Annotated in this window: 22 protein-coding genes; 12 read left to right on the forward strand and 10 right to left on the reverse strand. The window is 68.4% G+C overall.

The window, feature by feature from the left end:
- A partial coding sequence (locus Q7T84_RS09115; RefSeq protein ID WP_304807968.1) for a glycosyltransferase occupies window positions 1-831 on the forward strand: 831 nt, incomplete at its 5' end.
- On the opposite strand, the gene argE is transcribed toward Q7T84_RS09115, so the two are convergent.
- Window positions 791-1,972 carry an acetylornithine deacetylase gene (argE, locus tag Q7T84_RS09120; RefSeq protein ID WP_304807970.1) on the reverse strand — a complete coding sequence of 394 codons (1,182 nt, stop codon included), beginning with the start codon at window positions 1,970-1,972 and terminating at the stop codon, window positions 791-793. The two genes, Q7T84_RS09115 and argE, sit on opposite strands and share 41 nt — an antisense overlap.
- Before the next feature lie 92 nt (window positions 1,973-2,064).
- Here argE and purU point away from each other — a divergent pair, with 92 nt between their 5' ends.
- Together purU and Q7T84_RS09130 are read left to right on the forward strand one after the other, a co-directional pair.
- Window positions 2,065-2,907, forward strand: coding sequence for a formyltetrahydrofolate deformylase (purU, locus tag Q7T84_RS09125; protein ID WP_304807972.1), 843 nt, complete (start codon window positions 2,065-2,067; stop codon window positions 2,905-2,907).
- Window positions 2,908-3,035: 128 nt separating this feature from the next.
- Window positions 3,036-3,869, forward strand: a complete 834-nt coding sequence (locus Q7T84_RS09130; RefSeq protein ID WP_304807974.1) for an EamA family transporter — start codon at window positions 3,036-3,038, stop codon at window positions 3,867-3,869.
- Between the two features lie 266 nt (window positions 3,870-4,135).
- Here Q7T84_RS09130 and Q7T84_RS09135 read toward each other — a convergent pair whose 3' ends face one another.
- Window positions 4,136-4,642 (reverse strand): cupin domain-containing protein, encoded by a 507-nt coding sequence (locus Q7T84_RS09135; protein WP_304807976.1) that lies wholly within the window; start codon window positions 4,640-4,642, stop codon window positions 4,136-4,138.
- Window positions 4,639-5,172, reverse strand: coding sequence for a hypothetical protein (locus Q7T84_RS09140; RefSeq protein ID WP_304807978.1), 534 nt, complete (start codon window positions 5,170-5,172; stop codon window positions 4,639-4,641). The genes Q7T84_RS09135 and Q7T84_RS09140 overlap by 4 nt, the downstream gene beginning before the upstream one ends.
- A gap of 116 nt (window positions 5,173-5,288) precedes the next feature.
- Here Q7T84_RS09140 and coaBC point away from each other — a divergent pair, with 116 nt between their 5' ends.
- Window positions 5,289-6,485: a bifunctional phosphopantothenoylcysteine decarboxylase/phosphopantothenate--cysteine ligase CoaBC gene (gene coaBC / locus Q7T84_RS09145; protein WP_304807979.1), complete on the forward strand. Its 1,197-nt coding sequence runs from the start codon at window positions 5,289-5,291 to the stop codon at window positions 6,483-6,485.
- A 19-nt stretch (window positions 6,486-6,504) separates the two neighbouring features.
- On the opposite strand, the gene Q7T84_RS09150 is transcribed toward coaBC, so the two are convergent.
- Window positions 6,505-6,888 (reverse strand): cytochrome c family protein, encoded by a 384-nt coding sequence (locus Q7T84_RS09150; RefSeq protein ID WP_304807981.1) that lies wholly within the window; start codon window positions 6,886-6,888, stop codon window positions 6,505-6,507.
- Window positions 6,889-7,098: 210 nt separating this feature from the next.
- Between Q7T84_RS09150 and Q7T84_RS09155 the strand changes: the two genes are divergently transcribed.
- The 5 genes from Q7T84_RS09155 to Q7T84_RS09175 are packed head-to-tail and all read left to right on the forward strand — an operon-like array spanning window position 7,099 to window position 13,454.
- Entirely contained in the window at window positions 7,099-8,586 is a 1,488-nt protein-coding gene (locus Q7T84_RS09155) for an FAD-linked oxidase C-terminal domain-containing protein (protein ID WP_304807983.1), read from the forward strand.
- Window positions 8,587-8,588: 2 nt separating this feature from the next.
- Window positions 8,589-9,812 carry an FAD-binding protein gene (locus tag Q7T84_RS09160; protein WP_304807986.1) on the forward strand — a complete coding sequence of 408 codons (1,224 nt, stop codon included), beginning with the start codon at window positions 8,589-8,591 and terminating at the stop codon, window positions 9,810-9,812.
- On the forward strand, window positions 9,812-11,125 hold the full coding sequence (gene glcF / locus Q7T84_RS09165) for a glycolate oxidase subunit GlcF (RefSeq protein WP_304807988.1): 1,314 nt from the start codon (window positions 9,812-9,814) through the stop codon (window positions 11,123-11,125). The genes Q7T84_RS09160 and glcF overlap by 1 nt, the downstream gene beginning before the upstream one ends.
- Before the next feature lie 14 nt (window positions 11,126-11,139).
- Window positions 11,140-11,436, forward strand: coding sequence for a hypothetical protein (locus Q7T84_RS09170; protein ID WP_304807990.1), 297 nt, complete (start codon window positions 11,140-11,142; stop codon window positions 11,434-11,436).
- A gap of 26 nt (window positions 11,437-11,462) precedes the next feature.
- Window positions 11,463-13,454 carry a TonB-dependent receptor gene (locus Q7T84_RS09175; protein ID WP_304807992.1) on the forward strand — a complete coding sequence of 664 codons (1,992 nt, stop codon included), beginning with the start codon at window positions 11,463-11,465 and terminating at the stop codon, window positions 13,452-13,454.
- 36 nt (window positions 13,455-13,490) lie between these two features.
- Here the strand turns inward: Q7T84_RS09175 and dut are convergent, their stop codons facing one another.
- The 3 genes from dut to dapB are packed head-to-tail and all read right to left on the reverse strand — an operon-like array spanning window position 13,491 to window position 16,232.
- Complete coding sequence (gene dut, locus Q7T84_RS09180) at window positions 13,491-13,964, reverse strand: dUTP diphosphatase (protein ID WP_304807994.1); 474 nt, start codon at window positions 13,962-13,964, stop codon at window positions 13,491-13,493.
- A 58-nt stretch (window positions 13,965-14,022) separates the two neighbouring features.
- A complete protein-coding gene (locus Q7T84_RS09185) occupies window positions 14,023-15,462 on the reverse strand; it encodes an amidase family protein (RefSeq protein ID WP_304807996.1) in 1,440 nt (479 codons plus the stop codon).
- A complete protein-coding gene (gene dapB, locus Q7T84_RS09190; protein ID WP_304807998.1) occupies window positions 15,459-16,232 on the reverse strand; it encodes a 4-hydroxy-tetrahydrodipicolinate reductase in 774 nt (257 codons plus the stop codon). Before dapB ends, Q7T84_RS09185 begins: the two co-directional genes overlap by 4 nt.
- 176 nt (window positions 16,233-16,408) lie before the next feature.
- Between dapB and Q7T84_RS09195 the strand changes: the two genes are divergently transcribed.
- From Q7T84_RS09195 to Q7T84_RS09205, 3 genes are all read left to right on the forward strand, one after another.
- Window positions 16,409-17,701: a S41 family peptidase gene (locus Q7T84_RS09195; RefSeq protein WP_304808000.1), complete on the forward strand. Its 1,293-nt coding sequence runs from the start codon at window positions 16,409-16,411 to the stop codon at window positions 17,699-17,701.
- Between the two features lie 161 nt (window positions 17,702-17,862).
- Window positions 17,863-20,154 carry an NADP-dependent malic enzyme gene (locus tag Q7T84_RS09200; RefSeq protein ID WP_304808002.1) on the forward strand — a complete coding sequence of 764 codons (2,292 nt, stop codon included), beginning with the start codon at window positions 17,863-17,865 and terminating at the stop codon, window positions 20,152-20,154.
- A gap of 148 nt (window positions 20,155-20,302) precedes the next feature.
- Complete coding sequence (locus Q7T84_RS09205) at window positions 20,303-21,601, forward strand: Hsp70 family protein (RefSeq protein WP_304808004.1); 1,299 nt, start codon at window positions 20,303-20,305, stop codon at window positions 21,599-21,601.
- Window positions 21,602-21,663: 62 nt separating this feature from the next.
- On the opposite strand, the gene Q7T84_RS09210 is transcribed toward Q7T84_RS09205, so the two are convergent.
- The 3 genes from Q7T84_RS09210 to Q7T84_RS09220 all read right to left on the reverse strand — a co-directional run bounded on the left by Q7T84_RS09210 (window position 21,664) and on the right by Q7T84_RS09220 (window position 26,733).
- Complete coding sequence (locus Q7T84_RS09210) at window positions 21,664-24,480, reverse strand: pitrilysin family protein (RefSeq protein WP_304808006.1); 2,817 nt, start codon at window positions 24,478-24,480, stop codon at window positions 21,664-21,666.
- Between the two features lie 176 nt (window positions 24,481-24,656).
- Complete coding sequence (locus tag Q7T84_RS09215) at window positions 24,657-25,640, reverse strand: NADP-dependent oxidoreductase (RefSeq protein ID WP_304808008.1); 984 nt, start codon at window positions 25,638-25,640, stop codon at window positions 24,657-24,659.
- Between the two features lie 112 nt (window positions 25,641-25,752).
- Window positions 25,753-26,733, reverse strand: coding sequence for a small ribosomal subunit Rsm22 family protein (locus tag Q7T84_RS09220; protein ID WP_304808010.1), 981 nt, complete (start codon window positions 26,731-26,733; stop codon window positions 25,753-25,755).
- Window positions 26,734-26,778: the final 45 nt, after the last annotated feature.

A 26,778-nucleotide genomic window follows, 5' to 3' on the forward strand; every position in this document is an offset into this window, starting at 1 on the left:
GAGAACAGCGAGAACCTGGGCTTCGCGGGCGCCGGGAACCAGGGCGCGAGGCTTGCGCGCGGCCGCTGGTACGTGCTGCTCAATCCCGACGCCTTCGCGCAGCCGAACTGGCTGGAGGAGCTGGCCGGCGCGGCCGCGCGCTATCCGCAGCTGCTCTCCTTCACCTCACGCCAGTTGATGGATGAGGACCCTGGGCTGCTAGACGGGCTGGGCGACGTGATGTCCGGCTACGGCATCCCCTATCGGGGCGGCTATCTGTCGCGTGACCCCGGCGACACGCCGGAAGGCGAGGTGTTCTCCCCCTGCGGCGCGGCGATGATGATCGACCGGGCGCTGTTCCTGAAGCTCGGCGGGTTCGACGAGTTCTTCTTCTGCTATTCGGAAGACGTCGATCTCGGCTACCGACTGCAGCTCTCCGGCGAGCCGACCCTGCTGGTTCCCAGCGCGGTGATCCGTCACGTGGGCTCGGCCTCGAGCGGCGGACGCAAGTCGGAGTTCGCGGTGTTCCACGGCACCCGAAACCGCTTCTACGTGGTCTACAAGGACACCCCGGCGATCCTGCTGCCCATCGTCGTGCCGCTGCATCTGATGGGCGTGGTCTATATCTCCAGCCGCCGCGAGAACCGGCCCCACGCCCATATCGTCTGGCGGGCGTTCAAGGAGTCTCTGAAGGGCCTGCCGACCATCCTGAAAAGCCGGCGCGCGGTTCAGACCGCCCGCCGCGCTAGCGCCTGGGAGATCGCCAAGGCGATGACCTGGAACCCGCGCGACCTGACCGGCCGCCGGCCGGTCATTCGCCCTTTGCGGCCCAGTCGATCAACCGCGCCATGAACGCCCCGCCGCGCTCCATCTGAGTGCGCTCGACATATTCGTCGGGCTGGTGGGCCTGGTCGATTGAGCCAGGGCCGCAGATGACGGTCGAGAAGCCGGCCTCCTGGAACTGCCCCGCCTCGGCGGCGTAGGGCACGACACGCGGCGGACCGTTGTCGCCGGCCAGGCGGCGCGCGAACGCCTCGGCCGCGCCGTCCTTTTCCGGCGACAGACCTGGCGTACCGGACCGACGCACGATCTTGGCCCCCGCCACTGGGAACAACGCCTTCAGCCTGGCGTCCAGCGCCTCAACCTCAGCGAAGAACGGCGCCAGGATCTGCATCGGGTCCTGCCCCGGCGCGCCGCGCAGGTCGAACTGGAAGGCGCACTCGCGGGCCAGGATGTTGCCGGCCGTTCCGCCATGGACGACGCCGATGGTCAGGGTCGTGTGCTTGGGCAGGAAGGGCGAGGCCGGATCGGCCTCATGCTCCAACCGCTCAGCCAGATCCGACAATGAAGCCATCAGCTTCACCGCCTCCATGATCGCCGAAACGCCCAGATGGGTCTGGCTGGAATGGGCTTCCTTGCCGTTGACCGTCACCTTGAAGGTCGAGATGCCTTTATGGCCGGAGACCGCCACCATGTCGGTCGGTTCGCCCACCACCACCAGGGCCGGGCGGGGCAGTTCGGAGCCGATGACGGCGATCATGTCCGGCGCGCCCAGGCAGCCGATCTCCTCATCATAGGAGAAGGCCAGGTGGACCGGTTTCTTCGGGCGCGACGCCACCAGGCCAGGCACGGCCGCCAGCGACAGGGCCAGGAACCCCTTCATGTCGCAGGTCCCGCGACCATAGATCCGCCCGTCGTCCTTCGGCGTCAGCTTGAAGGGATCGGTGCTCCAGGCCTGGCCGTCGACCGGCACCACATCGGTATGACCCGACAGCACCACCCCGCCCTCGACGTTCGGGCCGATGGTCGCCAGCAGGTTCGACTTGGTCCCGTCGTGGTTTGGCACCCGGCGATGGACGACGCCGTGACGATCCAGATAGGTCTCCACCCACTCGATCAGGGCCAGGTTGGAGAGCCGCGAGGTGGTGTCGAAGGCCACCAGGGTTTCGAGGATCTCTAGCGCGCGCGGGGTGAGGGCTTCTGAAGTCGGCATAAGCCGACCCTAGACCTCGCCTCGACCCAACTCCAAGTCAGGAAGGCTGAAAGCTTGACGGATTAGTCAGGAACGCGCCCTAGACGGGCGCCATGATCCTGACCCTCTCCTGCCCCGACCAACCCGGCATCGTCGCCCGCGTCTCCGCCTTCCTGTTCGAGCGGGGGGCCAACATCCTCGACGCCCAGCAGTATGACGACCAGGAGACCGGCAAGTTCTTCATGCGGGTGGTGTTCGACGCCCAGGGCGCGGACCTCGACCTGCTGCGCGGCGACTTCGAAACCCTGGCGAAAAGCTTCTCCATGAGTTGGAGCCTGCGAGACCCGAAGGTGAAGCGGAAGGTGATGATTCTGGCCAGCCAGCAGGACCACTGCCTGGCCGACCTGCTCTATCGCTGGCGACGGGGCGAACTGCCGATGGAGATCTCCGCGGTGGTGTCGAACCACCCGAAGGAGACCTACGCCAATCTCGACATCTCCGACGTGCCCTTCCACCACCTGCCGGTGACACGCGACACCAAGGTCGAGCAGGAAGCGGCCATCTGGCGGCTGATCCAGGACACCCAGACCGAGCTGGTGGTCCTCGCCCGCTACATGCAGGTGCTGTCCAACGACCTGAGCGCCAAGCTCGAAGAACGCTGCATCAACATCCACCACTCGTTCCTGCCCGGCTTCAAGGGCGCGCGGCCCTATCACCAGGCTCATGAGCGCGGCGTGAAGGTGATCGGGGCCACCGCCCACTATGTCACCGCCGCCCTCGACGAGGGTCCGATCATCGAGCAGGACGTCGAGCGCATCAGCCACCGTGACACCCCCGCCGCCCTGATCCGCAAGGGTCGCGACATCGAACGCCGCGTCCTGGCCCGCGCCGTCCGCTGGCGGCTGGAGGACCGGGTGCTGCTGAACGGCGCCAAGACCGTCGTGTTCACGGACTGACGCAGAACCAATGTCCCTCTCCCCTGGGAGAGGCTAGGTGAGGGGGCGGCCCAGCCGCTCTTCGACCTGCGCCACCGCGCTCCCCCTCACCCGACCTCTCCCCAAGGGGAGAGGAGAAGACCCTCGCCATGCCCCTCAGCGTCTTCGGCATCGTCCTCTTCGCGGCCCTGCTGCACGCGAGTTGGAACGCCATCGTCAAGGGCGCGCCCGACAAGCTGCTGACCACCATTCTGGTGGCGGCCTCGGCGGCGGCGATCTCGGCCCTGGCCCTGCCGTTCCTGGCCCAGCCGGCGCGCGAGAGCTGGCCGTTCCTCGCCGCCTCGGCGGTGTTGCAGGTCGGCTATTACCTGCTGGTCGCCCGCGCCTATCGCGGCGCGGATATGAGCCAGGCCTACCCGCTGATGCGCGGAACCGCCCCGTTGCTCGTCGCCCTGGTCAGCCGTTTCTGGCTAGGCGAGATCCTCAGTCCAACCGCCTGGGCCGGCGTCGCCCTGATCTGCGGCGGGGTGCTGAGCCTGGCGCTCGCCGGGCGCGGGACCAACGTCCAGGGCGTCCGCGCGGCCCTGCTCAACGCCGTGGTCATCGCCAGCTACACCCTGGTCGACGGGGCCGGGGTCCGCGCCTCGGGTGCGCCGGTCGCCTACACGCTCTGGCTCAACCTGCTGAGCGGCGTTCCGCTGCTAGCCTGGGTCCTGGCCGCCCGCTGGCGGACCTTCCTGCCCTACGCCCGCGCCCATCTGGGTCTCGGCGTGGTTGGCGGCTTCGGCACCCTGACGTCCTACGGCCTGGCGCTCTGGGCCATGACCCACGCCCCCGTGGCGGTGATCGCCGCGCTGCGTGAAACCTCGATCCTGTTCGCGACCGTCATCGCGGTCGTCGTGCTGAAGGAAAAGCTCAGCCCGGCCAGGGTCGCGGCGGTCTGCCTGATCGCCGCGGGAGCGGTCGTGCTGCGTTTGACGTAACCCGTCCTAAACCAATATTTACATCGTATAGTTGTGACGTCATGTGGCAGGCGGCGAGCAGCGGAACGGCACCTTGACCGACCTCGTCCTGACGATCGTCCACCCCCTGCTGATCTTCACCCTAGCTGGCATCCTGGCGGCCGAACTGGCGATGATCCGGCCTGGCCTGGCGGGCGCCGGCGAGCGCGTCGCGCGAAGTCATTGGTCATGCCGACATAGGGCGTGCCGCACGCTGCGCTGGCGAGGATGTAGATCCCGCTCACGACCTACCCCGTCGGTGGTAGCTGCATTTTCGTGACCCACTCCTCGGCGGTGAGCTCGTCGCGGCCCGCGTGGTCCAGCCTGGTCATGCGGTTGTCGTGGAAGACGATGGTCTTGCCGATGGTCGGCATGGTGGCGACCTCGACGCGAGCGCGTTCGCCGACCGTCAGATAGACAAGGTCGACGTCACCGGTGTTGACGATGCTGTGCACCACCCCGTCGGTCGGGAAACCCACATAGTCTCCGGGCCCTATCGGATGGTGAACGCCGTCCAGGACCACCTCGCCGGCGCCCTGTGTCACGAAGGCTATCTCCTCCTCGACCAGATGGGCGTGGGGGATGAAACTCTCCTTGCCGGGCGGGACGCGAACCAGATTGACGCCGAGCCGCTTCAGTCCGCTCATGTCGCCGAGCCGAACCATGCGCATCTCGGAGGCCGGATTGAACGGGTGGCGCCCGGAGGGCGCGCGCTCCCAGTCGATGTCCGCCTCGCGAATGACGTGGCGGGTCATTCAGTGCTGGCGCGGGCGCCGTCCGAGCGCGAGGCCTGGCGCCGGGCCATGCTTACCTTCTGTTCTTCCCAATAGGCGGGGCCGTCGTCGGGCTTGAACATGGTGCGCGGAGCCCCCGCCTTGGTGACCACGGCGAAGACATTGCCTTTCGGGTCATAGAGCAAGGTGTCGCCGTTCGGCCGCGTCACGCGCTGGGTTCCGGCCGGCGGGCTTTCCACGAAGGCGTGGGCCTTGCGAACGAAATCATCGAGGTTCTTCGCGCCGAACGCCTCGCCATTGCGATCAAAGGCGCGCCGAGCGTTCTCCTCGGCCGAGCCGCGACGACTGGCCGACCAGATCGGCTTGCCGTCCAGCTCACGGACCGGCTCCTGAGCCGCGTCGTTGGAGCGCGGCGACTCCGTACTGGCGAATTCACGCCGCTCAGCCGGGGTGCTCGCCTCGTCTTTCTGGGCGACCGCGGAAGGTCGCTCGCAGGCGGCGACCAGCACCAAGGCCAGCCCCATGCTCAACGCCATCTTGTACTTAGCCACGCTTTTCCTCCCTCGCCCGGCCAGGTTGTGGGAACAAATTAAGAACAGATTGTGAGATTTGTCCAGCGGCTCGGTTTGTCCTAGACCTACGGGCCTTCACAGGAGGGCTCGAAGCCTTGTCGGAAAAGCGGATTCTGCTGATCGTCGGGGGCGGGATCGCCGCCTACAAGGCCTTGGAACTGACGCGGCTGCTGCGCAAGGCGGGCGTCGGCGTGCGGCCGATCCTCACCCAAGCGGGCGCTCAGTTCGTGACCCCGCTGTCGCTGGCCGCGCTCAGCGAGGACAAGGTCTATTCCGAACTCTTCTCCCTGACCGATGAGGCCGAGATGGGCCATATCGAGCTGTCGCGCTCGGCCGACCTCGTGGTCGTGGTCCCGGCCACCGCCGACCTGATGGCCAAGGCCGCCAACGGGCATGCCAATGACCTGGCCTCCACCACTCTGCTCGCCACCGATAAGCCGGTGCTGATGGCCCCGGCGATGAACGTGCGCATGTGGGAGCACGCGGCCACGCGTCGCAACCTGGCGACCCTGAAGGGCGACGGCGTGATGTTCGTCGGACCCGACGAGGGGACCATGGCCTGCGGCGAGTTCGGCTTTGGTCGGATGGCCGAGCCGGCGGTGATTTTCGAGGCGATCATGGCCGCCCTAGCCGGCCCGGCCGCGCGGCCGCTGGCCGGCAAGCGCGCCATCGTCACGGCGGGACCGACCGCCGAACCGATCGACCCGGTGCGGCTGCTGACCAACCGTTCCAGCGGCAAGCAAGGCTTCGCCATCGCCAAGGCCCTGGCCGATCTAGGGGCCGAGGTGACGCTGGTCGCCGGGCCGGTCTTTGTCCCGACCCCGGTCGGGGTGACGCGGGTGGATGTCGAGACCGCCCGCCAGATGCTGGCCGCTTGCGAGGCGGCCTTGCCGGCCGACATCGCCGTGTGCGTGGCGGCGGTCTCTGACTGGCGGCCGCAGAACGCCGCCGGGAGCAAGATGAAGAAGGGCGCCGGTGGCCCGCCGACCATCAGCCTGATCGAGAACCCCGACATCCTGGCGACGCTGTCGCAGGCGGGCGATCGACGGCCGAAACTGGTCGTCGGCTTCGCGGCCGAGACCAACGATGTCGAGACCTACGCCCAGGCCAAGCTCGCCCGGAAGGGGTGTGACTGGATCGTCGCCAATGACGTCAGCATCGCCGGCACCATGGGCGGCGACGACAACGCCGTGGCGATTGTGAGCGCCCACGGGATCGAGCGCTGGGACCGGGTCGCCAAGACCGAGGTGGCACGCAAGCTCGCCGCGCGGATGGCCCAGGCGCTGAGCTGACCGCCGACGGCGACCTCGGCTATTTCGTCTGACTCGAGAGGTAGCTGATCACGGCGGCGCGCTGGGCGGGGTCAGGCAGGCCGACCATCATCTTGGTGCCGGGCACGACGCTGGTTGGCTTGGCCAGGTACTTGTCCAGATTGGCCGTCGTCCAGGTTAGGCCGGAAGCCTTGAGGGCTGGACTGAACGCGTAGCCTGGCACGACGGCGGCCTTGGAGCCGACGATGCCCTTCAGCGCCGGACCCATCTTGGCCGCGCCGGGCGCGATGGTGTGGCAGGTCGCGCAGCGCTGTTGGAACAGGGTTTCACCCTGGCTCGGCGCGGCGAGGGCGGCGGAGCTGGAGGCGATGCCCGTGACCAGGGCGGTCAGGGCGAGCAGATGGCGAGCTGACGTATGGGACACGGGGTTCCTCCAGATAGGCGGGAACCTTGCGTGTTCCCGGATGAAGCGCGGGTGAATGATGTCCGCATCCCGCGCCACGCGATAGCACGCCGTGCAAGTCTGTCGGCGCCGGATCCCCACATCCGCATGGTGACCGGCGGACAACCGCTGAGCGGCGTGGCATTCGCCCGACGACCGCGTTATGTCGAACCAAAGACGAGGCCGCTCTCAATGTTGATGCCCACTCCCGATCCTGGCCTGCTCGCCCGGCGGGCCGAGTTCGTCTCGGCCCTGCGTGCGATCGTGCCCGGCGAAGGGGTGATCAGCGAGGACTCGCAGCTCGCGGCCTATGAGTGCGATGGCCTGACCGCCTATCGCCAGCGCCCGATGATCGTGGTGCTGCCAGACACTGTCGATCAAGTCAGCGCGGTGTTGGCCTATTGCCACGGGCAGGGGCTGAAGGTGGTGCCGCGCGGGTCGGGGACCTCGCTGTCGGGTGGCGCGCTACCTTTGGCCGACGGGATCATCCTGGGCCTGGGGAAGTTCAACCGCATTCTTGAGGTCGACTATGAGAACCGCTGCGCGGTGGTTCAGCCGGGGGTGACGAACCTGGCCGTGACCCATGCGGTGATGGCCGAGGGCTTCTATTACGCCCCGGACCCTTCAAGCCAGATCGCCTGCTCGATCGGCGGCAATGTCGCGGAGAACGCCGGCGGCGTGCACTGCCTGAAATACGGCATGACCACCAACAACCTGCTGGGCGTCGAGCTGGTGCTGATCGACGGCACGGTGATGCGCCTGGGCGGCAAGCACCTCGACCCGGCGGCGCTCGACCTGCTCGGCGTGGTCTGCGGGTCCGAGGGTCTGCTGGGCGTCGTGACCGAGGTCACAGTTCGCATCCTGCAAGCGCCAGAGACCCAGCGCGCCCTGCTGATGGGCTTTGCCGAGGTCGAGGCGGCGGGCGCCTGCGTGGCGGCGGTGATCGCCGCAGGGATCATCCCGGCCGGCATGGAGATGATGGACCGCTTGGCGATCCAGGCGGCCGAAGCCTTCGTCAAGGTCGGCTATCCGCTGGACGTCGAGGCCCTGCTGATCATCGAACTGGACGGCCCGCCGGCTGAGGTCGACCACCTGATCGAGGTGGTCCGCGAGATCGGCGAGGGCTGCGGCGCGACCTATCTGCGGGTCTCGATGAACGAGGACGAGCGCAAGGGTTTCTGGGCCGGGCGCAAGGCGGCGTTCCCGGCGGTGGGGCGGATCTCGCCGGACTACTACTGCATGGACGGTACGATCCCGCGCGCCACCCTGCCCAAGGTGCTGCGGCGGATGAACGAACTGGCCGACGAGTGCGGCCTGCGGATCGCCAACGTCTTCCATGCCGGCGACGGCAACCTGCACCCGCTGATCCTCTACGACGCCGACAAGCCGGGCGAACTGCACCGGGCCGAGGAGCTGGGCGCGGCGATCTTGACCCTGTGCGTCGAGGTCGGCGGCGTGCTGACCGGCGAGCATGGGGTGGGGGTTGAGAAGCGTGACCTGATGGAGGTCCAATTCGGGCCGGCCGACCTCGACCAGCAACAGCGGCTGAAATGCGCCTTCGACGAGGACGGCCTGCTCAATCCCGGCAAGGTGTTTCCGAAACTCTGCCGCTGCGCCGAGCTCGGGAGGGTGCATATCCACGGCGGCAAGGTCCGCTTCCCCGAACTCGATCGGTTTTAAGCGTGACCTGGCAAGCCTTTGACGCGGCCGATGTCGCGAGCGCCGTGGCCGACGCGCTGTCGGACGGCAAGACCTTGGAACTGATCGGCGGCGGCTCGCGCCGTGCCTTCGGCCGGCCGGTGGAGGCCGACGCTGTCCTCGACCTATCGGGGGTGAGCGGAGTCGTCACCTATCAGCCGGAAGAATTGATCCTGGCCGCCGCGCCCGGCACGCCGATGGCCGAAATCCAGGCCATGTTGGCGCAGGCCGGTCAGCAACTGGCCTTCGAGCCGCCGGACTTCGGCCCGCTGTGGGGACTGCCGGCTGGCCAAGGCACCTTGGGCGGAGCGATCATGACCGGCCGGGGCGGACCTCGGCGCCTGACCGCCGGCGGGCCGCGCGACCACTGCCTTGGGGTCAAGGGCGTCAACGGTTTTGGCGAGGCCTTCGCGGCTGGCGGCCGGGTGGTGAAGAACGTCACCGGCTTTGACCTGCCCAAGCTGATCGCCGGTAGTTTCGGGACGCTGTGCGCGGCCACCGAGCTGACGGTGAAGGTGCTGCCGGCCGCCTCGGACATGGCGACCCTGGCCGTGGTGGGGCTTTCCGACGACGCGGCGATCAAGGTCATGTCTCAGGCGCTGGGTAGCTCGGCCCAGGTGTCGAGCGCGGCGCACCTGCCCGCCGACGTCGCTCGGGCCTCGCCGGCCGCCGGGATCATCGGCCAGGCGGCGGTGACTCTCCTGCGGCTTGAGGGCGTGCGGCCCTCGGTGGCGGCGCGGGTCGGGCATCTGGCCCAGGCGCTGGAGGCGGCGGGGCCGCAAATCCTGCTCGATCGCGAGGCCTCGGCGGCGATCTGGAAGGAAGTCGCCGACGCAGCTTGGTTCGCAGGCGGCGCGGACACGGTGGTCTGGAAGCTGTCGGTTCCGCCGACCCTGGGCGCGGCGATCGGCGCGCGGCTGGCCGGCGAGCTCTCAGGGCGATGCTATTACGACTGGGGCGGCGGCGGGGTCTGGCTGGAACTGCCCGGGGCGGACGACGCCCATGCCGCCCAGGTTCGCCAGGTGCTGCGCGAGATCGTCGGCGGCGACGGGCACGCGACCCTGATGCGCGCGGCCAATGCGGTGCGGGCGACGGAGGATCCCTTCCAACCCTTGGCGCCGGCCCTGGCCGCCTTGAGCGAGCGGGTGCGGGCCCAGTTCGACCCGCAGGGGATCTTCAATCCTGGCCGAATGTACGGGGGCCTCTGATGCAGACCAGCTTCACGCAACGGCAACTGACCTCGCCAGACAACGCCTCGTCGGAAAAGATCATCCGCACCTGCGTCCACTGCGGGTTTTGCACGGCGACCTGCCCGACCTATCTGCTGGCCGGGGACGAACTCGATAGTCCGAGAGGCCGCATCTACCTGATGAAGGAGATGCTGGAGAAGGGCGGCCCGCCCTCGCCGCAAACGGTCAAGCATGTGGATCGTTGCCTCTCCTGCCTGTCGTGCATGACCACCTGTCCTTCGGGGGTGAACTACATGCACCTGGTCGACCACGCTCGGGCCTATATCGAGGAGCACCACGTCCGTCCGTGGCCGGAGCGTCTGTTGCGTTCGATGCTGGCGGTGGTGCTGCCAGACCCCGCCAAGTTCCGCTGGGCGCTGCGCCTAGCCAATCTGGGCCGGCCGTTCGCGGGCCTGCTGCCGGGGCGGTTGAAGGCCATGGCCGGCATGGCGCCGCGTCATCTGCCGGCCGCCGATCGCGCCGAGACGCCGCAGGTCTTCCCCGCGCGAGGCGCTCGCCGCGCGCGGGTCGCGCTGCTGGCCGGTTGCGCCCAGCCGGTGCTGGCGCCGGAGATCAACGGGGCGGCGATCAACCTGTTGAACCGGCTGGGGGTCGAGGTCGTCACGGCCCGAGGCGGCGGTTGTTGCGGAGCCCTGTCGCATCATCTGGGCAAGACCGATCGCTCGCACGCCCAGGCCAAGGCCAACATCACCGCCTGGCGGGCGCAGATGGCGGCCGGTGAACTGGACGCGATCATGATCACGGCCTCCGGTTGCGGGACGACCGTGAAGGACTACGGCTTCATGTTCCGCGACGACCCGGTCTGGGCCGGACCGGCGGCGGCGGTCTCGGCGATCGCCAAGGATGTGAGCGAGGTCTTGGCGGGCTTGGACAGCGGCCCGTCAGCGGTAGCGGGTCTTGGCCTGCGGGTCGCCTACCATTCGGCCTGCTCGCTGCAGCACGGCCAAGGCGTGCGCGACCAACCGAAGCTGTTGCTCAAGGCCGCCGGCTTCACGGTGGTCGAGCCGTTGGAACCGCACATCTGTTGCGGCTCGGCCGGAACCTACAATCTGCTGCAGCCGGAAATCGCCGGGAAGCTGCGCGACCGCAAGGTGGCGAATCTCGAGGCCACTCGGCCCGATGTCATCGCCACTGGCAATATCGGCTGCATGACCCAGATCGCCGGCGGCTCGGACGTGCCGATCGTCCATACGGTCGAGCTGCTGGATTGGGCCGCTGGCGGACCGATCCCGACGGCGCTGGTCGGCGCCCGGTTCGCGGCCGGCGCCTGAAGGGGGAACCAGCGATGCGTATCTTTGCAGCCCTGGCGGCTGGTTTGCTGCTGACAGGGTTTGGCATGGCGGCGGCTCAGCCGGCCATGCCCGGCGCCGAGTTGCTGCCTGAGGGGGCAGGTCGCGACACGACCCTGCGCGTCTGCACCGGCTGTCATGCGCCCGACGTGATCGTAAACCGCACCCAGAAGGCCGCGCCCTGGTCCGACGTCGTGCAGGCCATGGTCGAAAAGGGCGCGGAGGCGACGCCGGACGAGACCGCCCAGATCGCCGCCTATCTCAAGAAGGCCCTGCCCGAGACACCGGCCTGAACCGTTCATCCGAAAAGTAGCTCGCCGTGCCCGTAGACCTTCCTCCGCTCGTCGATGTCGTCACGGTCGAGGCGGCGCGACTGCCGCCCTCGCCGATGGATCGAGCCTTTTCGATCGTCACCCTTGGCGGTGAGGCCATCGCCACCGCGCCGCGCCTGGACGAGGCGCTGACCGCCACGCCGGGCGTGCAGCTTTTCCGCCGGACCTCCAGCCAAGCCTCGAACCCGACCACCCAGGGGATCAGCGTCCGCTCCATCGCCGGCTCCGGCGCCAGCCGCGCCTTGGTGACTCTGGACGGCGTGCCGCAGAACGATCCGTTCGGTGGCTGGGTGCTGTGGACCGGCCTGCCGCCCATCGGGATCGAGCAGGCGCGGGTGATCCGCGGCGCAGGCGCGGGTCCCTACGGCGCGGGCGCATTGACCGGCGTGATCCAGCTTTCCGAACGCACCCAGGTCCCGCGCGGCGGCGAATACGAGATCTATGGCGGCGAGCGCGGCCTGGCCGGCGGGGCGGCGGCCGGGGCGGTGGGCGAGGTCTTCGTCAGCGCGGCAGCCGAGCTTAGCGACGGCTGGATTCCCGTGCGCGAGGGACGCGGGGCGGCCGACCAGCCGCTCTACTATCGCGGTCTCAGCGGGGCGTTGCACTGGACCCCGGAGCTGGCCGGCCAGCCGCTGGCCCTAAGGTTGTCGGGCTATCAGGAGAAGCGCGGCGCCGGCGTCATCGGCTCTGATTCCCGCGCGACCGGCGCGACCCTGTCGGCCACCTTGGCGCAGGCGCCGGCCGCCGAGGGCGCACTGGGCTGGCGCGTCCAGGGCTGGATGAAGCGCTCCGATTTTGAGAACCGTTCGGCCGCCGTGGGGGCGGGCCGAGGCGGCACGACCCCGGCCAGCGAGCAATATGCGACGCCGGCGATGGGCTACGGCCTCAACGCCGCCCTGCGCCGCGACGTCGCGGCGGGCGGTTGGGAAGTGGGCGTGGACGCTCGGCTTTCCGACGGCGAGACGCGCGAGAAGTTCCGCTACATGAACGGCGCCTTCACCCGCGAACGGGTGGCCGGCGGCACGCAGTCGGTGGCCGGTCTCTATGGCGAGGCCTATCGCAATCTCGGCGACTGGTTGCTGACCGCCGGCGTGCGGGTCGACCGCTGGGCGACCTATGACGGCGGGCGGGTCGAGCGCGACGCCGCGACGGGGGCGGTAACCCTCGACAACCAACCCCAGGATCGCGACGGCTGGTTGCCGACCGGGCGGGTGGGCGCGCGCTACGGCGCCTGGACCGACGGCTATGTCCGGGCCGCCGCCTATGCGGGTTTCCGCCCGGCGACCCTCAACGAGCTCTATCGGCCGTTCCGGGTCGGCAACGATGTGACCGAGGCCAATGCCGGGCTGGAGCCTGAGAAGCTGTACGGCGCCGAGTTCGGGCTGGGCTCGGAAGGCGACCTGCATTGGGACGTCACGGTATTCGCCAATCGCCTGGAGAGGGCGGTGGCCAATGTGACCATCGGTATGGGGCCTGGGACCTTCCCGGTCGCCGGCTTCATCCCGGCCGGCGGCGTGCTGCGTCAACGCCAGAACGCTGGCGAGGTGGACGCCTATGGCGTCGAAGCCCAGATCGAGCGGCGGTGGGAGAGCGTCTCCCTGCACCTGGCCGGCGCCTACACCAAGGCCAAGATCGATGGCGGCGCGGCCGCGCCACAGCTGACCGGCCTGCGCCCAGCCCAGACGCCGCGTCTGACGCTCACCGGCGAGGCGACTTGGCGCCCGGTCGAGCCGCTCAACCTGCGCGCGGTGATCCGGTATGAGGGCGACCGCTACGATGACGACCTGAACAGCCGGAAGCTGACGGCCGCGACGCAGGTGAACCTGCGGGCCGACTGGGCGGTCTCGCACGCGCTCACGCTCTACGCGGCGGCCGAGAACCTGCTCGACGCAGAGATCGAGACCGCCCAGACCGGAGACGGCCTAGAGAGCTACGACCAGCCGCGAACCTTGCGGGTCGGGTTGGTCCTGCGGCGCTAGAGCGCTTTCCGCCGAAGTATCGGAGCAAATAGCGCTCTAGACGCCGGTGGAGCCGTAGCCGCCGGCGCCGCGAACCGTATCGTCCAGTTCGTCGGCTTCGATCAGCGTCCATTGCGGGGCCGCCGCGATGATCCCCTGGGCGATGCGGTCGCCGCGCCGAACGTGGAAGGTCTCGGCCCCGAGATTGATCAGGCAGACCGAGATCTCGCCGCGATAGTCGCAGTCGACGGTGCCAGGGGCGTTGACGATCGAGACGCCGTTCTTGGCGGCCAGGCCTGAACGGGGTCGGATTTGCATCTCGTAGCCGATCGGCAGGGCGACGGCGAAGCCGGTCGGCACCAGCGCCCGCGCGCCGGGCTCGATGCTCAGCGTCTCGCCCGCGGGCACGGCGGCGCGGAAGTCGAAGCCGGCCGCCCCAGCGGTGGCGTAGGCCGGCAGGGGCAGGTCCTGGTTGCCGTCCCAGCGCTTAAAGGCGGCCGTCAGGGGCGTCACGCCGCGCGGTTCAGTCATGGGAGATCGCCCTTGGTTGGAATGGATGACCCGGAGATGCCAGAGGCGGCCCGCCGCCTCAAGCCGTCAGGCGCGCCGGCGGTGCGACGAAGCCGCCCAGATTTTCGTCGACGGCCTGGGCGATAGCCAAGGTTCGCGAATCCGATCCATGCGGGCCGATGATCTGTACTCCGACCGGCAGGCCGGAGGCCGATAGCCCCACGGGAACCGTCGTCGCGGGCAGGTAGCAGGCGGTCGCCAGGGATATCCAGTCGAGCATGGCGCCGTAGGGCAGCCTGTGTCCATCGGAGGTCCTCAGCTTGCGGGTTGCGAAGGGTCCATGATCGTGCGGAAAAGCCACCACAGGCGCGACGGGCGCGATGATGACGTCGAAGGCCGCGAACGCGTCCTGGGCTGTCTGCTTCAGGCGCGCGCGCGCCTCGTCGGCGGAGATCCACTCGGCATGGGTCGCCGCGTAGCCGCGCACCATGGCCGCCCATGACTTTTGACCAAAGCCCAAGGTGAGAGACAGGGCCGCGATCCCGCGCATGCGCCGCATGGCGGTCTGGGTTTTCGACGGCAAGTCGGTCGCGACCACCGAGCCCAGCAATATCTGATAGGCGGCGGTGAGCTGGTCGAGGGGGACGGGATTGGAGATCGCCCGCACCTCCGCGCCGGCCGCCGAGAGTTGGGCGCTGAACACCTCGATCACCGCGGCGACTTCAGGATCGAGCGGGAAGCCGTCGAGCCAGAGCCCGATCTTCAGCCGCGAGAGGTCGGCGATTTCAGCCTTGGCCGGGACGCCCTCGGTCATGATCGACAGCAACAGGCGCAGGTCGCGGGCCGAGCGGGCCATCGGGCCGATGACGTTGAGATCGCGCTCGGCGTGGGTCCCCGGCGTCGGCGGTACATGGCCGCGCTGCGAGACCAGCCCCCAGGTCGGCTTGTGGGAGAAGACCCCGCAGAAGCTGGCCGGTACGCGCAGGGAGCCGCCGATGTCGGAGCCGACCTCCAACGCCGTGATCCCGGCGGCCAGCGCGGCGGCCGCCCCGCCTGACGAGCCGCCGGGCGTGCGGGTGACGTCCCACGGATTGTTGGTGGCGCCGTATAGGCCGTTGAAGGTCTGCCAGTCGGCGGCCATCACCGGGACATTGGTCTTGCCCCAGATGACCGCGCCGGCTTGGCGCACCTGGCTGACGGCGACCGCATCCTCCGCCAGGCGTCGGCGCATCCCCTCGACGCCCGAGGACGCGGCCATGCCGGCGACGTCCAGGGTGTCCTTGATGGTCATGGGCAGGCCGCATAGCGGACCGAGGGTCGCGCCCTTGACGCGCAGGTCGTCCATCGCCTTGGCGGTGTCGAGCGCGCGTTCCAGGTCGGCGGCGACCACGGCGTTGAGCCGGCTGTGGGTCTGTTCGTGACGGGCCAGCGAGAGCTTCAGCAACTCGACGGCTGAGATTTCCTTCGCCTTCAGCGCCAACAGCTGGGCCGTGGCGTCGCGCGCGAGGAGGTCGCTCATTCCTTGAGACCCAGCACGTCCTGCATGTCGTAGAGGCCGGGCGGTTGGAGCGCGACCCAGCGGGCGGCCTCCACCGCGCCACGGGCGAACAGTCCCCGGTCGCGGGCCGAGTGGCTGATGGTCAGGATCTCGTCCTCGGCGGCGAAGGTCACCGAATGCTCGCCGATTATGTCGCCGCCGCGCATGACGGAAAAGCCGATGTCGCCGACCCTGCGGGCTCCGGTGATGCCGTCGCGGCCCCGCTGGGCGACGTCGTCGAGCTTGACCCCGCGTCCCTCGGCGGCGGCCTGCCCTAGCATCAGGGCGGTGCCGGACGGAGCGTCGACCTTGCGCTTGTGGTGAGCCTCGAAGATCTCGATGTCATAGGCGTCCGGGCCGAGCGCGCGGGCGGCCTTGGCGACCATGCCCATCAGCATGTTGACGCCGAGCGAGTAGTTGCCGGCGTGCACGATGGCGACCGACTTCGCGGCCTCCGCGATGGCGGCGAGCTGTTCGTCCGAGCAACCGGTGGAGCCGATGACCAGGGCTGGACCGCCGCGCGCGGCGACGTTCTGGGCCAGGGCGACCGAGGCGGCCGGGGTGGTGAAATCGATGACCACCTGGGCGGCGGCGAGGGCGGCGTCGGCCTCGACCAGGCCCTCGCCCGAGACGCCTGGGCGGTCGAAGCGCGCGGCGAGGCGCACGTCCTGGCGGCTGGAGATCACGTTGGCGACGGCTTGCCCCATGCGGCCGAGCGCGCCGGCCACGGCGATATCGATGGGCTGGGACAAGGGAAAATCTCCGGGGCACGCGAACAAGGAGCGCTAGTGTCCCGGCCTTAACGGCCGGGTCAAGACCGCGACCTCGTGGGCCAATTCAAAGATCGTCATGGCCCGCCGACCGAGCACGCCGCAAAATAGCCAAGCTTGCGCGGAACCTGGATCGGCGAACACGGAGACGGACCCACATGAAGACCCTTCTCACCTCGATCTTGGCGCTTTCCCTCACGATAGCGGCGCCGGCCTTCGCCGAGGTATCCGCCATCAAGCCGCGGGTCGCGGTCGAGAAGATCGCCGCCGTGATCCAGACGCAGTTCTATGACGAAGCGAGGGGTGGTCAGATCGCTCGCGACCTGCGCGCCGAGGCAGGCCGAGGCGCCTATGATCGCCTGACCAATCCGAATGATTTCGCCACCACCCTCACCACCCGCCTGTCACCCCTGGACGGCCACTTCCGGGTGAGCTGGGCGCCGCCGGAGCCGGCTGGGGCAGGCGCGCGAGACGCGGGTCCGAGCGCCTATGCCGAGCACCTTCGCCGCGCCAATTATGGATTTCGCCGCGCCGAGGTGCTGCCAGGCAACATCGGCTATGTGGAGATGAGCGAATTCGCCGACTTCACGCCCGGCGATGAAGCGGCCCGGAGGACGGCGGACGCGGCTCTGGCCCTGATCGCCTCGACGGACGCGGTGATCTTCGATCTGCGCGAGAACGGCGGTGGATCCCCGGCCATGGTGGGCTATCTGGTCGGGCGTTTCGTGGCCGCCGACGCCAATGTCTACAACACCTTCAAGACCCGCGGCGAGCCGGACGCCGATGAGCGCCCGACGGTGACGATCACCGAGCCGCGACGCCTGGACACCCCGATGTATGTGCTGATCAGCGGGCGGACCGGCTCGGCCGCCGAGAGCTTCGCCTACACCCTGAAGTCGGCCGGACGCGCGGTCATTGTCGGGGAACGGTCCGCCGGGGCGGCCAATCCGGGCGGCGACGTCGATGTCGGCGACGGGCTGCGGATCTTCGTGTCCAACGGCACGCCGATCAACCCGATCACCGGCAAGAACTGGGAGGGAACTGGCGTGTCGCCTGACGTCGAGGCTCCCTCCAAGTTGGCGCTCGTCCGTGCGCAGCGCCTGGCGCTGACCAAGCTGGCGGCCACGCCGGGCGCCACCTCGGCCGCCGTGGAGAACCGCTGGGCGCTGGAGGCGCTCGCCGACGCCCCGGCCGTGGAGCCCGGCAAGCTCGCGGCCTATGCCGGCGACTATGGCGTCTATCAGGTCGCGACTGCCGACGGCCGGCTGGTGCTGCGCCAGGGGCGGCGGCCGGAAGTGGCGCTGAAGCCGCTCGATCAGGGCGGGCTGTTCGTCGTCGAGGGCTCCCCATTGCGGCGCATGCGGTTCGAGGATGGTGCGTTGATCGTGCTCAGAACCGATGGTTCTAGCTCACGCTATGCCCGGAGCGCTGGGCAAGCGGCTGAAAAATAGCCGCATCGACGGCGTTCGGCGGGTGTTGGCGTGCGGCGCCGAACCGAGCAGGGCCAAGGAAAAGAACGGTCACGCCGACACCTGTGAGGTGTTGTGAGCGCAATTGCCGCCCTATAGGTTGGCCGCCCCAAACCCGCGCCACCGAGGATACGCCGCCCCCAATGAGCGACGCTGAGAAACGCACCTTCACCGACGAAGAAGCGCTGAGCTTCCACAAGTACCCGACGCCGGGAAAGATCGCCATTGTCGCGACCAAGCCGATGGCCACCCAGCGGGACCTGTCGCTTGCCTATTCGCCAGGCGTGGCGGTGCCGGTATTGAAGATCGCGGCGGACCCTGAGGCGGCCTACGACTACACCTCCAAGGGCAACCTGGTCGCGGTGATCTCGAACGGCACGGCGATCCTCGGCCTCGGCAATCTAGGCGCCCTGGCGTCGAAGCCGGTGATGGAGGGCAAGAGCGTCCTCTTCAAGCGTTTCGCCGATGTCGACTCGATCGACATCGAGGTCAGCGCCACCGATCCCGACGAGATCATCACGGTGATCAAGAACATCGGCGTCACCTTCGGCGGCATCAACCTTGAAGACATCAAGGCTCCGGAGTGCTTCCGGATCGAGACCGAGCTGCAGGAGCTGCTCGACATCCCGGTCTTCCACGACGACCAGCACGGCACGGCGATTATCTCGGCGGCGGGCCTGATGAACGCCTGCGCGATCACCGGTCGCGAGCTGAAGGACGTCAAGGTCGTGCTCTGCGGCGCCGGCGCGGCGGGCATCGCCTCGCTCGAGCTGATCAAGGCCATGGGCGTGCGCCCCGAGAACTGCATCGCGGTCGACAACACCGGGGTCATCTATCACGGCCGTCCGACCGGCATGAACCAGTGGAAATCGGCCCACGCGATCGACACCGACAAGCGGACCCTGGCTGAGGCGCTGGTCGGCGCCGACGTGTTCCTGGGCCTCTCGGCCAAGGGCGCGGTGACCCAGGAGATGGTGAAGACGATGGCGGCCAAGCCGATCATCTTCGCCATGGCCAATCCCGATCCCGAGATCACCCCGGAAGAGGTCCACGCGGTTCGTCCCGACGCCATCGTGGCGACCGGGCGCAGCGACTACGCCAATCAGGTCAACAACGTCCTGGGCTTCCCCTACATCTTCCGCGGCGCGATGGACGTGCGCGCTCGCCGCGTGAACATGGAAATGAAGATCGCCTGCGCCAACGCGCTGGCGGCCCTGGCCCGCGAAGACGTGCCGGACGAAGTCGCGGCCGCCTATCACGGCACGCAGCTGAAGTTCGGCCCGCAGTACATCATCCCGACCCCGTTCGATCCGCGCCTGCTGTCCTACATCCCGCCCTTCGTCGCCCAGGCGGCGATGGACACCGGGGTCGCGCGTAAGCCGATCGAGGACATGGACGCCTATCGTGCGTCGCTGGCCCAGCGGCTCGATCCGACCGCCGCCTTCCTGCAGAAGCTGCAGGGCGCGGTGTTGAAGGCTCCGAAGAAGCGCATCGTCTTCGCCGAGGGCGAGGAGCCGACGGTGATCCGCGCGGCGCACGCCTTCGAAGCCGCCGGCCTTGGCCACGCCGTCCTGGTGGGCCGCGAGGAGCTGGTGAAGGAAAACATGCTCACCGCCGGTCTCGATCCGAACGAGACTAAGCTGGAGATCATCAACGCCCGGGTCTCGCACTGGAACCCCGAGTTCGTGGACTTCCTCTATGAGCGCCTGTCGCGTCAGGGTTATCTGAAGCGCGACGTTCAGCGACTGATCAACCAGGATCGCAACTCCTTCGCCGCGTGCATGGTGGCGCTTGGTCATGCCGACGGCATGGTCACGGGCGTCACGCGCTCCTACGATCAGGTGCTGGAAGAGGTGCTGCGGGTGATCGACCCGGCGCCCGGCGGCCGGGTGATGGGCATGAGCGTCGTGCTGGCCAAGGGCCACACCCTGTTCATCGCCGACACCAACGTCACCGAAATGCCCGAGGCCGAGGAACTGGTGGAGATCGCCATCGAGGCGGCTCGCACCGTCAAGACCCTCGGCTACGAGCCGCGGGTGGCCTTCATGTCCTATTCGACCTTCGGCAATCCGATGGGCATGCGCTCTGAAAAGGTGCGCGACGCCGTCGCGATCCTCGACGAGATGGAAGTCGATTTCGAGTACGAGGGCGAAATGCCGCCGGAACTCGCTCTCGACCCCAGCAAGCGGGTCAACTATCCGTTCATGCGCCTGACCGGCCCGGCCAATGTGCTGATCATGCCGGCCATCCATTCGGCGGCGATCTCCACCCAGCTCGTCCAGGCCCTGGGCGGCGCCACGGTGATCGGACCGCTGCTGCTGGGCATGGATAAGTCGGTGCAGATCGCGCCGCTGTCGGCCTCGGTCTCACGGGTTCTGCAGATGGCGACGCTAGCGGCCTATGAGCAGGATATCGCCGAGGCTCAGGCTTCGTGATCGTGGTCCTGACCACCAACTAAACGGATCGTCCGCTCTCGGGGGTGTGGTCGATGCGTCGTCCACACCCCTTCGAGAGCGCGACAGCCGAAACTCCACGCCGGTTTCGGCGGCCGTCGCGCTCCAGGAATAGAGAAAAGAGCGCGACATGGCTGATCTCAGCATCGGCATCGATTTCGGCACGACCAACACCGTCATCGCGCTCGCAGGGGCCGATGGGCCGGCCCATCTGGTGCGGTTCCCCGCGCCGGAAAAGGAGGTCTTCGCCTTCCGTTCGGCGATCTCCTTCCATGCCCCGGTTGAGCGGCCGAAGGATCGCGAGGTCGAGGCGGGTCCCTGGGCCATCGAGGCCTATGTCGAGGATCCGCTGGAGACGCGGTTCATCCAGTCGTTCAAGAGCTTCGCGGCCTCGGCTAGTTTCAGCGAGACCCAGATCCTGGGGCGTCGCTACCTGTTCGAGGACCTGCTCTCAGCCTTCCTGCTGAAGCTGCGCGACCATGCCGGCGATGACCTGGCGCAGTTGCCCAAGCGCGTGATCGTCGGGCGACCCGTCACCTTCGCCGGCGGCGCGCCGGACGAGGAACTGGCCCTGCGCCGCTACGAGATCGCGTTCCAGCGGCTTGGCTTCACCGAAATCCTCTATTCCTACGAGCCGGTTGGGGCGGCCTTCTTCTTCGCGCGCGAATTGAAGGAGGACGCCACCGTGCTGGTCGGCGACTTCGGCGGCGGCACCAGCGACTTTTCGATCATCCGCTTCACCCGCGAAGGCGGGGAGATCCACTCCACGCCGTTGGGACGCTCGGGGGTCGGGGTGGCCGGCGACGCCTTCGACTACCGGATCATCGATAACCTGGTCTCGCCGGAACTCGGCAAGGGATCGAGCTACACCTCGCTCGGCAAGATCCTGCCGATCCCGAACCGCTACTATTCGACCTTCGCCCGCTGGGATCAGTTGGCCCTGATGCGGGCCGGCCGCGACATGCGCGACATCCGCAAGCTGGTCCGCGAGGCGGTCGAGCCGGAAAAGATCGAGCGCTTGGTCGAGGTGCTCGATGAGAACTACGGCTACATGCTTTACCGCTCGATCTCCAAGTTGAAGGAGGCGCTGTCCTCGCAGGCGAGCGCCGAGTTCCGCTTCGAGGCCGGTACGATCTCTATCGTTCGCGAAGTGACGCGCGCCGATTTCGAAGGCTGGATCGCCCCGGAACTGGGCTTGATCGAAAAGGCCGTCGACGAGGCCCTGGCCGACGCCGGCCTAGAGGGCGGTCAGATCGACCGGGTGTTCCTAACCGGCGGCTCGTCCTTGGTGCCCGCCGTGCGCGACATCTTTCATCGCCGCTTCGATCCCGCCAAGATCGAGAGCGGCAGCGAACTGGAATCCATCGCTTCGGGCCTAGCCCTGATGGGCCGCGAACGCGACCTGACGAAGTGGGCGCGGCGGGCTTGAACGCGTTCTAAGTCCTCCCCCCGGGGGCTCCCCCAGTGGGGAGGACCTAGCGATGCGCATCCTTACTTCGCGGCTTTCTTCAGGCTCACCGCGTCCAGGTTCAGGTCAGAGACTGTCACCACCTCCAGGTCCGGACGGCGGGTCTTGAGGCCGGCCTGGAAAGCCTTGGCGTCGCCGGCGATGATGACGCTGGCCTTGGCCGGATCGAGGTTCTTCTTGGCGAAGTCCTGGACTTGACCAGGCGTCACGGCCTCGACCTTGCCGGTATAGGCGCCGACCTCGGTCAGCGGCAGGTCGTAGAGGGCAAGGCTACCGAGGATGTTGGCCAGGCCCTCCGTGGTGGCCAGGTCACGGCCAAAGCCGCCGATCAGCACCGACTTGCGGGCCTTCAGTTCCTCGGCGCTGGCCGGAGTTTCGGCCAGCCGGGTCAACTCAGCGACGATCAGGTCCAGGACCTGCGGGGCGGACTCGTTCTTCGTCTGGGCCGAGGCGCGGAACAGGCCGGTCGTGCGCATGGCCGAGAGCCGCGAGGTGGCGCCGTAGGACAGGCCGCGCTTGATGCGGATCTCCTGGTTCAGCCGCGCCGAATATCCGCCGCCCAGCACCGAGTTGGTGACGATGCCCGGATAGTAGGCGGGATCACCGCGAGGGATCGCCGCCTTGACGACCGTGACGGCGGCCTGGCCGGTGCCAGGCAGGTCGATGGCGACCGCGCGTGGCTTGGCGTTCGGCGTGATCGCGATGCGCGCCGGCGCGGGGCCGGCGGGCGCCTTCCAGTCGCCGAACGCCTGCTCGGCCAGGGCGAAGCCTTGCTCGGGCGTGATGTCCCCGGTCAGCACCAGGATGGCGTTGTCGGGCCGGAAGTAGCTGGTGTGCAGCTTGGCGAGATCGCCGGTCGAGATCTTCGGTAGCGAGGCCGGCGTACCGGTCGCGACGTGGCCGAACGGGGTGCCGGCGAAGATCACCGGCGCGGCCGCGAAGCCGGCGAGTTGGCCGGGCGACTGGAAGGCGACCGATAGGCCGTCGAGGGCCTGGCTGCGCTGGCGTTCGAGTTCCGCCTGGGCGAAGGCGGGATTGCGGGCGACGTCGGCCATGATGGCCATGGCGGCGGACAGCTTGTCGGGCATTACGTTCAGGCTGACCGACGACGACTCCTGGCCACCGCCCGACGACAGAATCGCGCCCAAGGCCTCGGACTCGCTGGCGATTTGCTGGGCGCTGCGGGTCTTGGTGCCCTCGGTCAGCATGCCGGCGGTCATGCCCATGGCGCCGGCCAGACCCAGGGGGTCGGCGGCGGCGCCGGTGCGCACGGTGAGATCGGCGCTGACCAGGGGCAGGTCGGAGGACTTGGCGACGATGACCTTCAGGCCGTTGGCCAGCGTCTTCTCGGCGGGCCGGGGCAGGACCGGGAAGACCGGCGCCCCGACCGGTGGCGGGGCCGCGCGCTGGCCTGCGGGGGCCAGGGTGACGACCGGGCCGGCGTACTTGGTGGAGGCGACGCGCGGCGGCTTCGGCGTCTGGTCCGGCGCCCCCGCCGGACGCGCGGTTTCCGGTTGATAGAGGATGGTCATGCGGCCGTTGTCGGCCAGGTACTTCTGGGCTGCCCGCTGCACGTCGGCGGCGGTCACCGCCTGCAGTTCGGCGAGCTCGCGATTGGCCAGGGCGGGGTCGCCGGCGGTGCTGAGCGCATAGCCGATCGCGAAGGCGCGCCCGTCGATGGTTTCTCGTTCGCGCAGTTTGCTGGCGATCAGTTCGTTCTTGGCCTCGGTCAGTTCGGCCTGGGTGACCGGTTCGTCGCGCAGTCGGGCGATCTGCGCGAGCAGGGCCTTTTCGCCGTCCGCCAAGGTCTTCCCGCTGGCCAGGATGGCGCCCGCCATCACCATGCCCGGCTGCTGCGGCAGGGAGGCGTCGGAATAGACCTCGGCCGCCACCTGCTGTTCATAGACCAGGCTGTCATAGAGCCGCGAGGACTTGCCGCTGGAAAGGATGGCGTCGAGCACGGTGAGGGCCGGGGCGTCGGGGCTGGCGGCGTCCGGCGCGTGCCAGGTCATCACCACGGCCGGCAGCGGCACATTGGGGCCATAGCCCTTGTAGACGCCGGGCTGGGTGCGCGGCGGCTCGACGGCGGTCACCCGCTTCATCGGCTCGGCCGGGCGCTTGATGCCGGCGAAGTACTTGTCGACCCAGGCGTCGAGCTCTTTCTGGTCGAAATTGCCGACCACGATCAGGGCGGCGTTGTCGGGCCGGTAATAGGCGGCGTGGAAGGCGCGCACGTCGTCGATGGTGGCGGCGTCCAGCTCCTCGATCGAGCCGATGCCAGGGCGCTGGTAGGGGTGGGTCGTGTAGCTGGCGCGCGGAACGTCGAGATAGAACAGCCGGCCATAGGGCTGGGACAGCACCGACTGGCGCAGCTCTTCCTTCACGACGTCGCGCTCTGACTTGAAGGTGGCCTCGTCGACGACCAGCGAGCCGAGCCGCTGGCTCTCGACCCACAGCAGCCGCTGCAGGTGATTGGCTGGGACGACCTCGTAGTAGTTGGTGAAGTCGTCATAGGTGGAGGCGTTGTTGAAGCCGCCGACGTCCTCGGTCATGCGGTCGATGGTCTCCGACGGCATGTCGCGAGTGGCCTTGAACATCATGTGTTCGAAGAGGTGGGCGAAGCCCGAGCGGCCGACCGGATCGTCCTTCGACCCGACGCCGTACCAGACCTGGACCGTCACATTGGGCGTCGTGCGGTCGACCGCGGAGAACACCCGCAGTCCGTTGGGGAGCGTCCGCTCCTGATAGGCGATGGGCGGAACCGTGTCGGCGGCCAGAGCCGGCGCGCCCAGCGTCAGGGCGAGGGTGACGGCTAGAGCCGCGGCGGCGTGACGGAGCATGAGGGCTTCCTGAGTGGTAGGCGCCGACCCTAGCACTCGGCCTGCCTGAAGAAAGCTTACGGGATTGTCATCATCCCCCACCGCTCACCCCGGCGAAAGCCGGGGCCTAAGCTGGACTTCAGCGTTGAGAGCGGTAGGGCCGCTTGGGTCCCGGCTTTCGCCGGGATGAGCGGCTGCTATTGAGCCAGTTTGACCAGCATCTTGCCGGAGTTCTTGCCTTCAAGCAGGCCGATGAGGGCGCTCGGGGCGTTGGCGATCCCGTCCAGGATGGTCTCCTGGTACTTAACCTTTCCGTCCTTCAGCCAGCCGGCCATGTCGCGCTGGAAGTCGGCGTAGAGGTGCATGAAGTCGGTGCCGACGAAGCCGCGCAGCATCACCCGCGAATAGATGATGTTCGACAGGTTCGAGACGCTGGAGTGACCCGAATTGTAGCCGGAGATGAAGCCGCAGACCGGGATCCGGCCGAGCGTGTTGATCCGGCGCAGGGCCGCTTCGAGATGGTCGCCGCCGACATTGTCGAAATAGACGTCGATACCCTTGGGCGTGGCGTCTTCCAGCGCCTTGCGGATCGGGGTTTCCTTGTAGTTGATCACTGCGTCCAGCCCGACCTCGTCCTTCAGCCAGGCGGCCTTGTCGGCCGCGCCGGTGGAGCCGACCACGTAGCAGCCCTTGATCTTGGCGATCTGGGCGGCGACCGAACCGACGGCGCCGGCGGCGGTCGAGACGAACACTTGCTCGCCTTCCTTCAGGGCGCCGATGTGCAGCAGGCCGCCATAGGCGGTGAAGCCTGTCATGCCGAGCGCGTGCATGTGGGTGGTCAGCGACAGGTCGGGGTCGGCCTTCAGCTTGGTCAGGCCCTTGCCGTCCGAGGTGAAGAACTCGCGGAAGCCCAGGCGGTTGGAGACCAAGTCGCCGACCGCGAAGTCCGGGTTCTTGGATTGGACGACGCGGCCCAGGGCGCCGCCCATCATGGCGACGTTCAGCTCCTGGCCGGCGGTCAGGCGCGGACGCATGGCCGGATCGACCGACATATAGAGATTTTCGACCAACACTTCGCCGTCGGCGGCGTCGGGAACGTTCGTCTCCACCAGGGCGAACTGATCTTGGGTCGGCATGCCGCCAGGACGGGCGACGAGATGGATTTCACGGCTCTTGGGCATATGGCTTCCCTGTGATTTTGAAATCGTGCGGCCCTGAATACGGGTGGGCCAGGATGGCAGTTGTCGCTCGGGAAACTGGGTTCGGCCAGCAAATTTAAACGGCCGTTCGAATTTAGTCCGACGGCAGGGCGTCGCCCCAGTCGAGGCGGCGGGCGACAGCATAGGCGGGCTTGTCGCGACGCGGGACGAAGCTCACCTCGGCCCGGCCATCAACCGTGCAGAGTTTCAGGTCGATGCCGGGCTTGGCCATGCGCGGCGGGGCCAGCACGCGGGCGGTTGGCGTCAGGACCTCGACGCTGGGCCGGGCGGCGACCAGGTAGCTGAACTTCTCGTCCTCGAATGGAACCTCGCCGCCCTTGGCCAGGCGATGGTCGCGCGATCGCGCCAGCCGTTGGCTAAAGTGGCACCAGTCGGGCGCGACCAGCGGGCAGGCCTGACTGTGCGGACAGGGCGCGAGGATGGCGCTTCCCGCGGCGATCAGGGTCTCACGCGCCGCCAGGATGCGGGCGTAGCCAGCCGGGGTGCCGGGCTCGACGATGACCAGCAGGCCGTCGGTCGCGGCCCACAGCCCGGTCACGGTCGCGGCCTGCTTGGCCGGGGCGATCTCGGCCAGGGCGTAGCTGGCGACCACCAGGTCGGCCTGGGGCCAGTCGGCGGGCGCGGTCAGGTCGCCCTTGCGGCGTTCGGCCTCGCGCAGCGGGCCAGGTCCCTCGACGGCCAGGATCGCGGCCATGTCCAGGAAGGCGCGGTTGGAGTCCAGCAGGGTCGCCTGTCGCACGGCGGGCCAGGTTTCCAACGCCGCCCAACCGGCTCCGCCCGGTCCCGCGCCGGCGTCCAGCAGGCTGGCGGGATTGAAGTGCGGCGCGCGCTCGGCGGCCTCGGCGAAGGCGCGGGCGCAGGCGGCGTAGGTGGCCGGCAGCCGGGTCAGGACATAGGCGGTGGCGTCGGCCTCCGAGCCCACCACCCCGGCCGAGGTTCCGCCAGCCCGATAGCGCGCCGAGATCGCCGAGGCGCGCTCAGCCATGTCGCGCCGCGACACCCCCTGCATCAGGCGGTCGGCGGCGAGGCGAAGCGGGGCGGGCAGGTCGAACATCGGGGAGGCTTAGCCGCCTCCCTTCCGTTCGTCATCCTCTGGGCG

The organism is Phenylobacterium sp., assembly GCF_030654915.1.
Taxonomy (GTDB): domain Bacteria; phylum Pseudomonadota; class Alphaproteobacteria; order Caulobacterales; family Caulobacteraceae; genus Phenylobacterium.

What these genes read in the sequence shown, in the direction of transcription:
- argE (WP_304807970.1), bottom strand. Translation starts at nt 1,972, where the DNA reads ATGCCGACTTCAGAAGCCCTCACCCCGCGCGCGCTAGAGATCCTCGAA.
- purU (WP_304807972.1), top strand. Translation starts at nt 2,065, where the DNA reads ATGATCCTGACCCTCTCCTGCCCCGACCAACCCGGCATCGTCGCCCGC.
- Q7T84_RS09130 (WP_304807974.1), top strand. Translation starts at nt 3,036, where the DNA reads ATGCCCCTCAGCGTCTTCGGCATCGTCCTCTTCGCGGCCCTGCTGCAC.
- Q7T84_RS09135 (WP_304807976.1), bottom strand. Translation starts at nt 4,642, where the DNA reads ATGACCCGCCACGTCATTCGCGAGGCGGACATCGACTGGGAGCGCGCG.
- Q7T84_RS09155 (WP_304807983.1), top strand. Translation starts at nt 7,099, where the DNA reads ATGTTGATGCCCACTCCCGATCCTGGCCTGCTCGCCCGGCGGGCCGAG.
- glcF (WP_304807988.1), top strand. Translation starts at nt 9,812, where the DNA reads ATGCAGACCAGCTTCACGCAACGGCAACTGACCTCGCCAGACAACGCC.
- Q7T84_RS09170 (WP_304807990.1), top strand. Translation starts at nt 11,140, where the DNA reads ATGCGTATCTTTGCAGCCCTGGCGGCTGGTTTGCTGCTGACAGGGTTT.
- dut (WP_304807994.1), bottom strand. Translation starts at nt 13,964, where the DNA reads ATGACTGAACCGCGCGGCGTGACGCCCCTGACGGCCGCCTTTAAGCGC.
- Q7T84_RS09185 (WP_304807996.1), bottom strand. Translation starts at nt 15,462, where the DNA reads ATGAGCGACCTCCTCGCGCGCGACGCCACGGCCCAGCTGTTGGCGCTG.
- Q7T84_RS09195 (WP_304808000.1), top strand. Translation starts at nt 16,409, where the DNA reads ATGAAGACCCTTCTCACCTCGATCTTGGCGCTTTCCCTCACGATAGCG.
- Q7T84_RS09200 (WP_304808002.1), top strand. Translation starts at nt 17,863, where the DNA reads ATGAGCGACGCTGAGAAACGCACCTTCACCGACGAAGAAGCGCTGAGC.
- Q7T84_RS09205 (WP_304808004.1), top strand. Translation starts at nt 20,303, where the DNA reads ATGGCTGATCTCAGCATCGGCATCGATTTCGGCACGACCAACACCGTC.
- Q7T84_RS09210 (WP_304808006.1), bottom strand. Translation starts at nt 24,480, where the DNA reads ATGCTCCGTCACGCCGCCGCGGCTCTAGCCGTCACCCTCGCCCTGACG.
- Q7T84_RS09215 (WP_304808008.1), bottom strand. Translation starts at nt 25,640, where the DNA reads ATGCCCAAGAGCCGTGAAATCCATCTCGTCGCCCGTCCTGGCGGCATG.
- Q7T84_RS09220 (WP_304808010.1), bottom strand. Translation starts at nt 26,733, where the DNA reads ATGTTCGACCTGCCCGCCCCGCTTCGCCTCGCCGCCGACCGCCTGATG.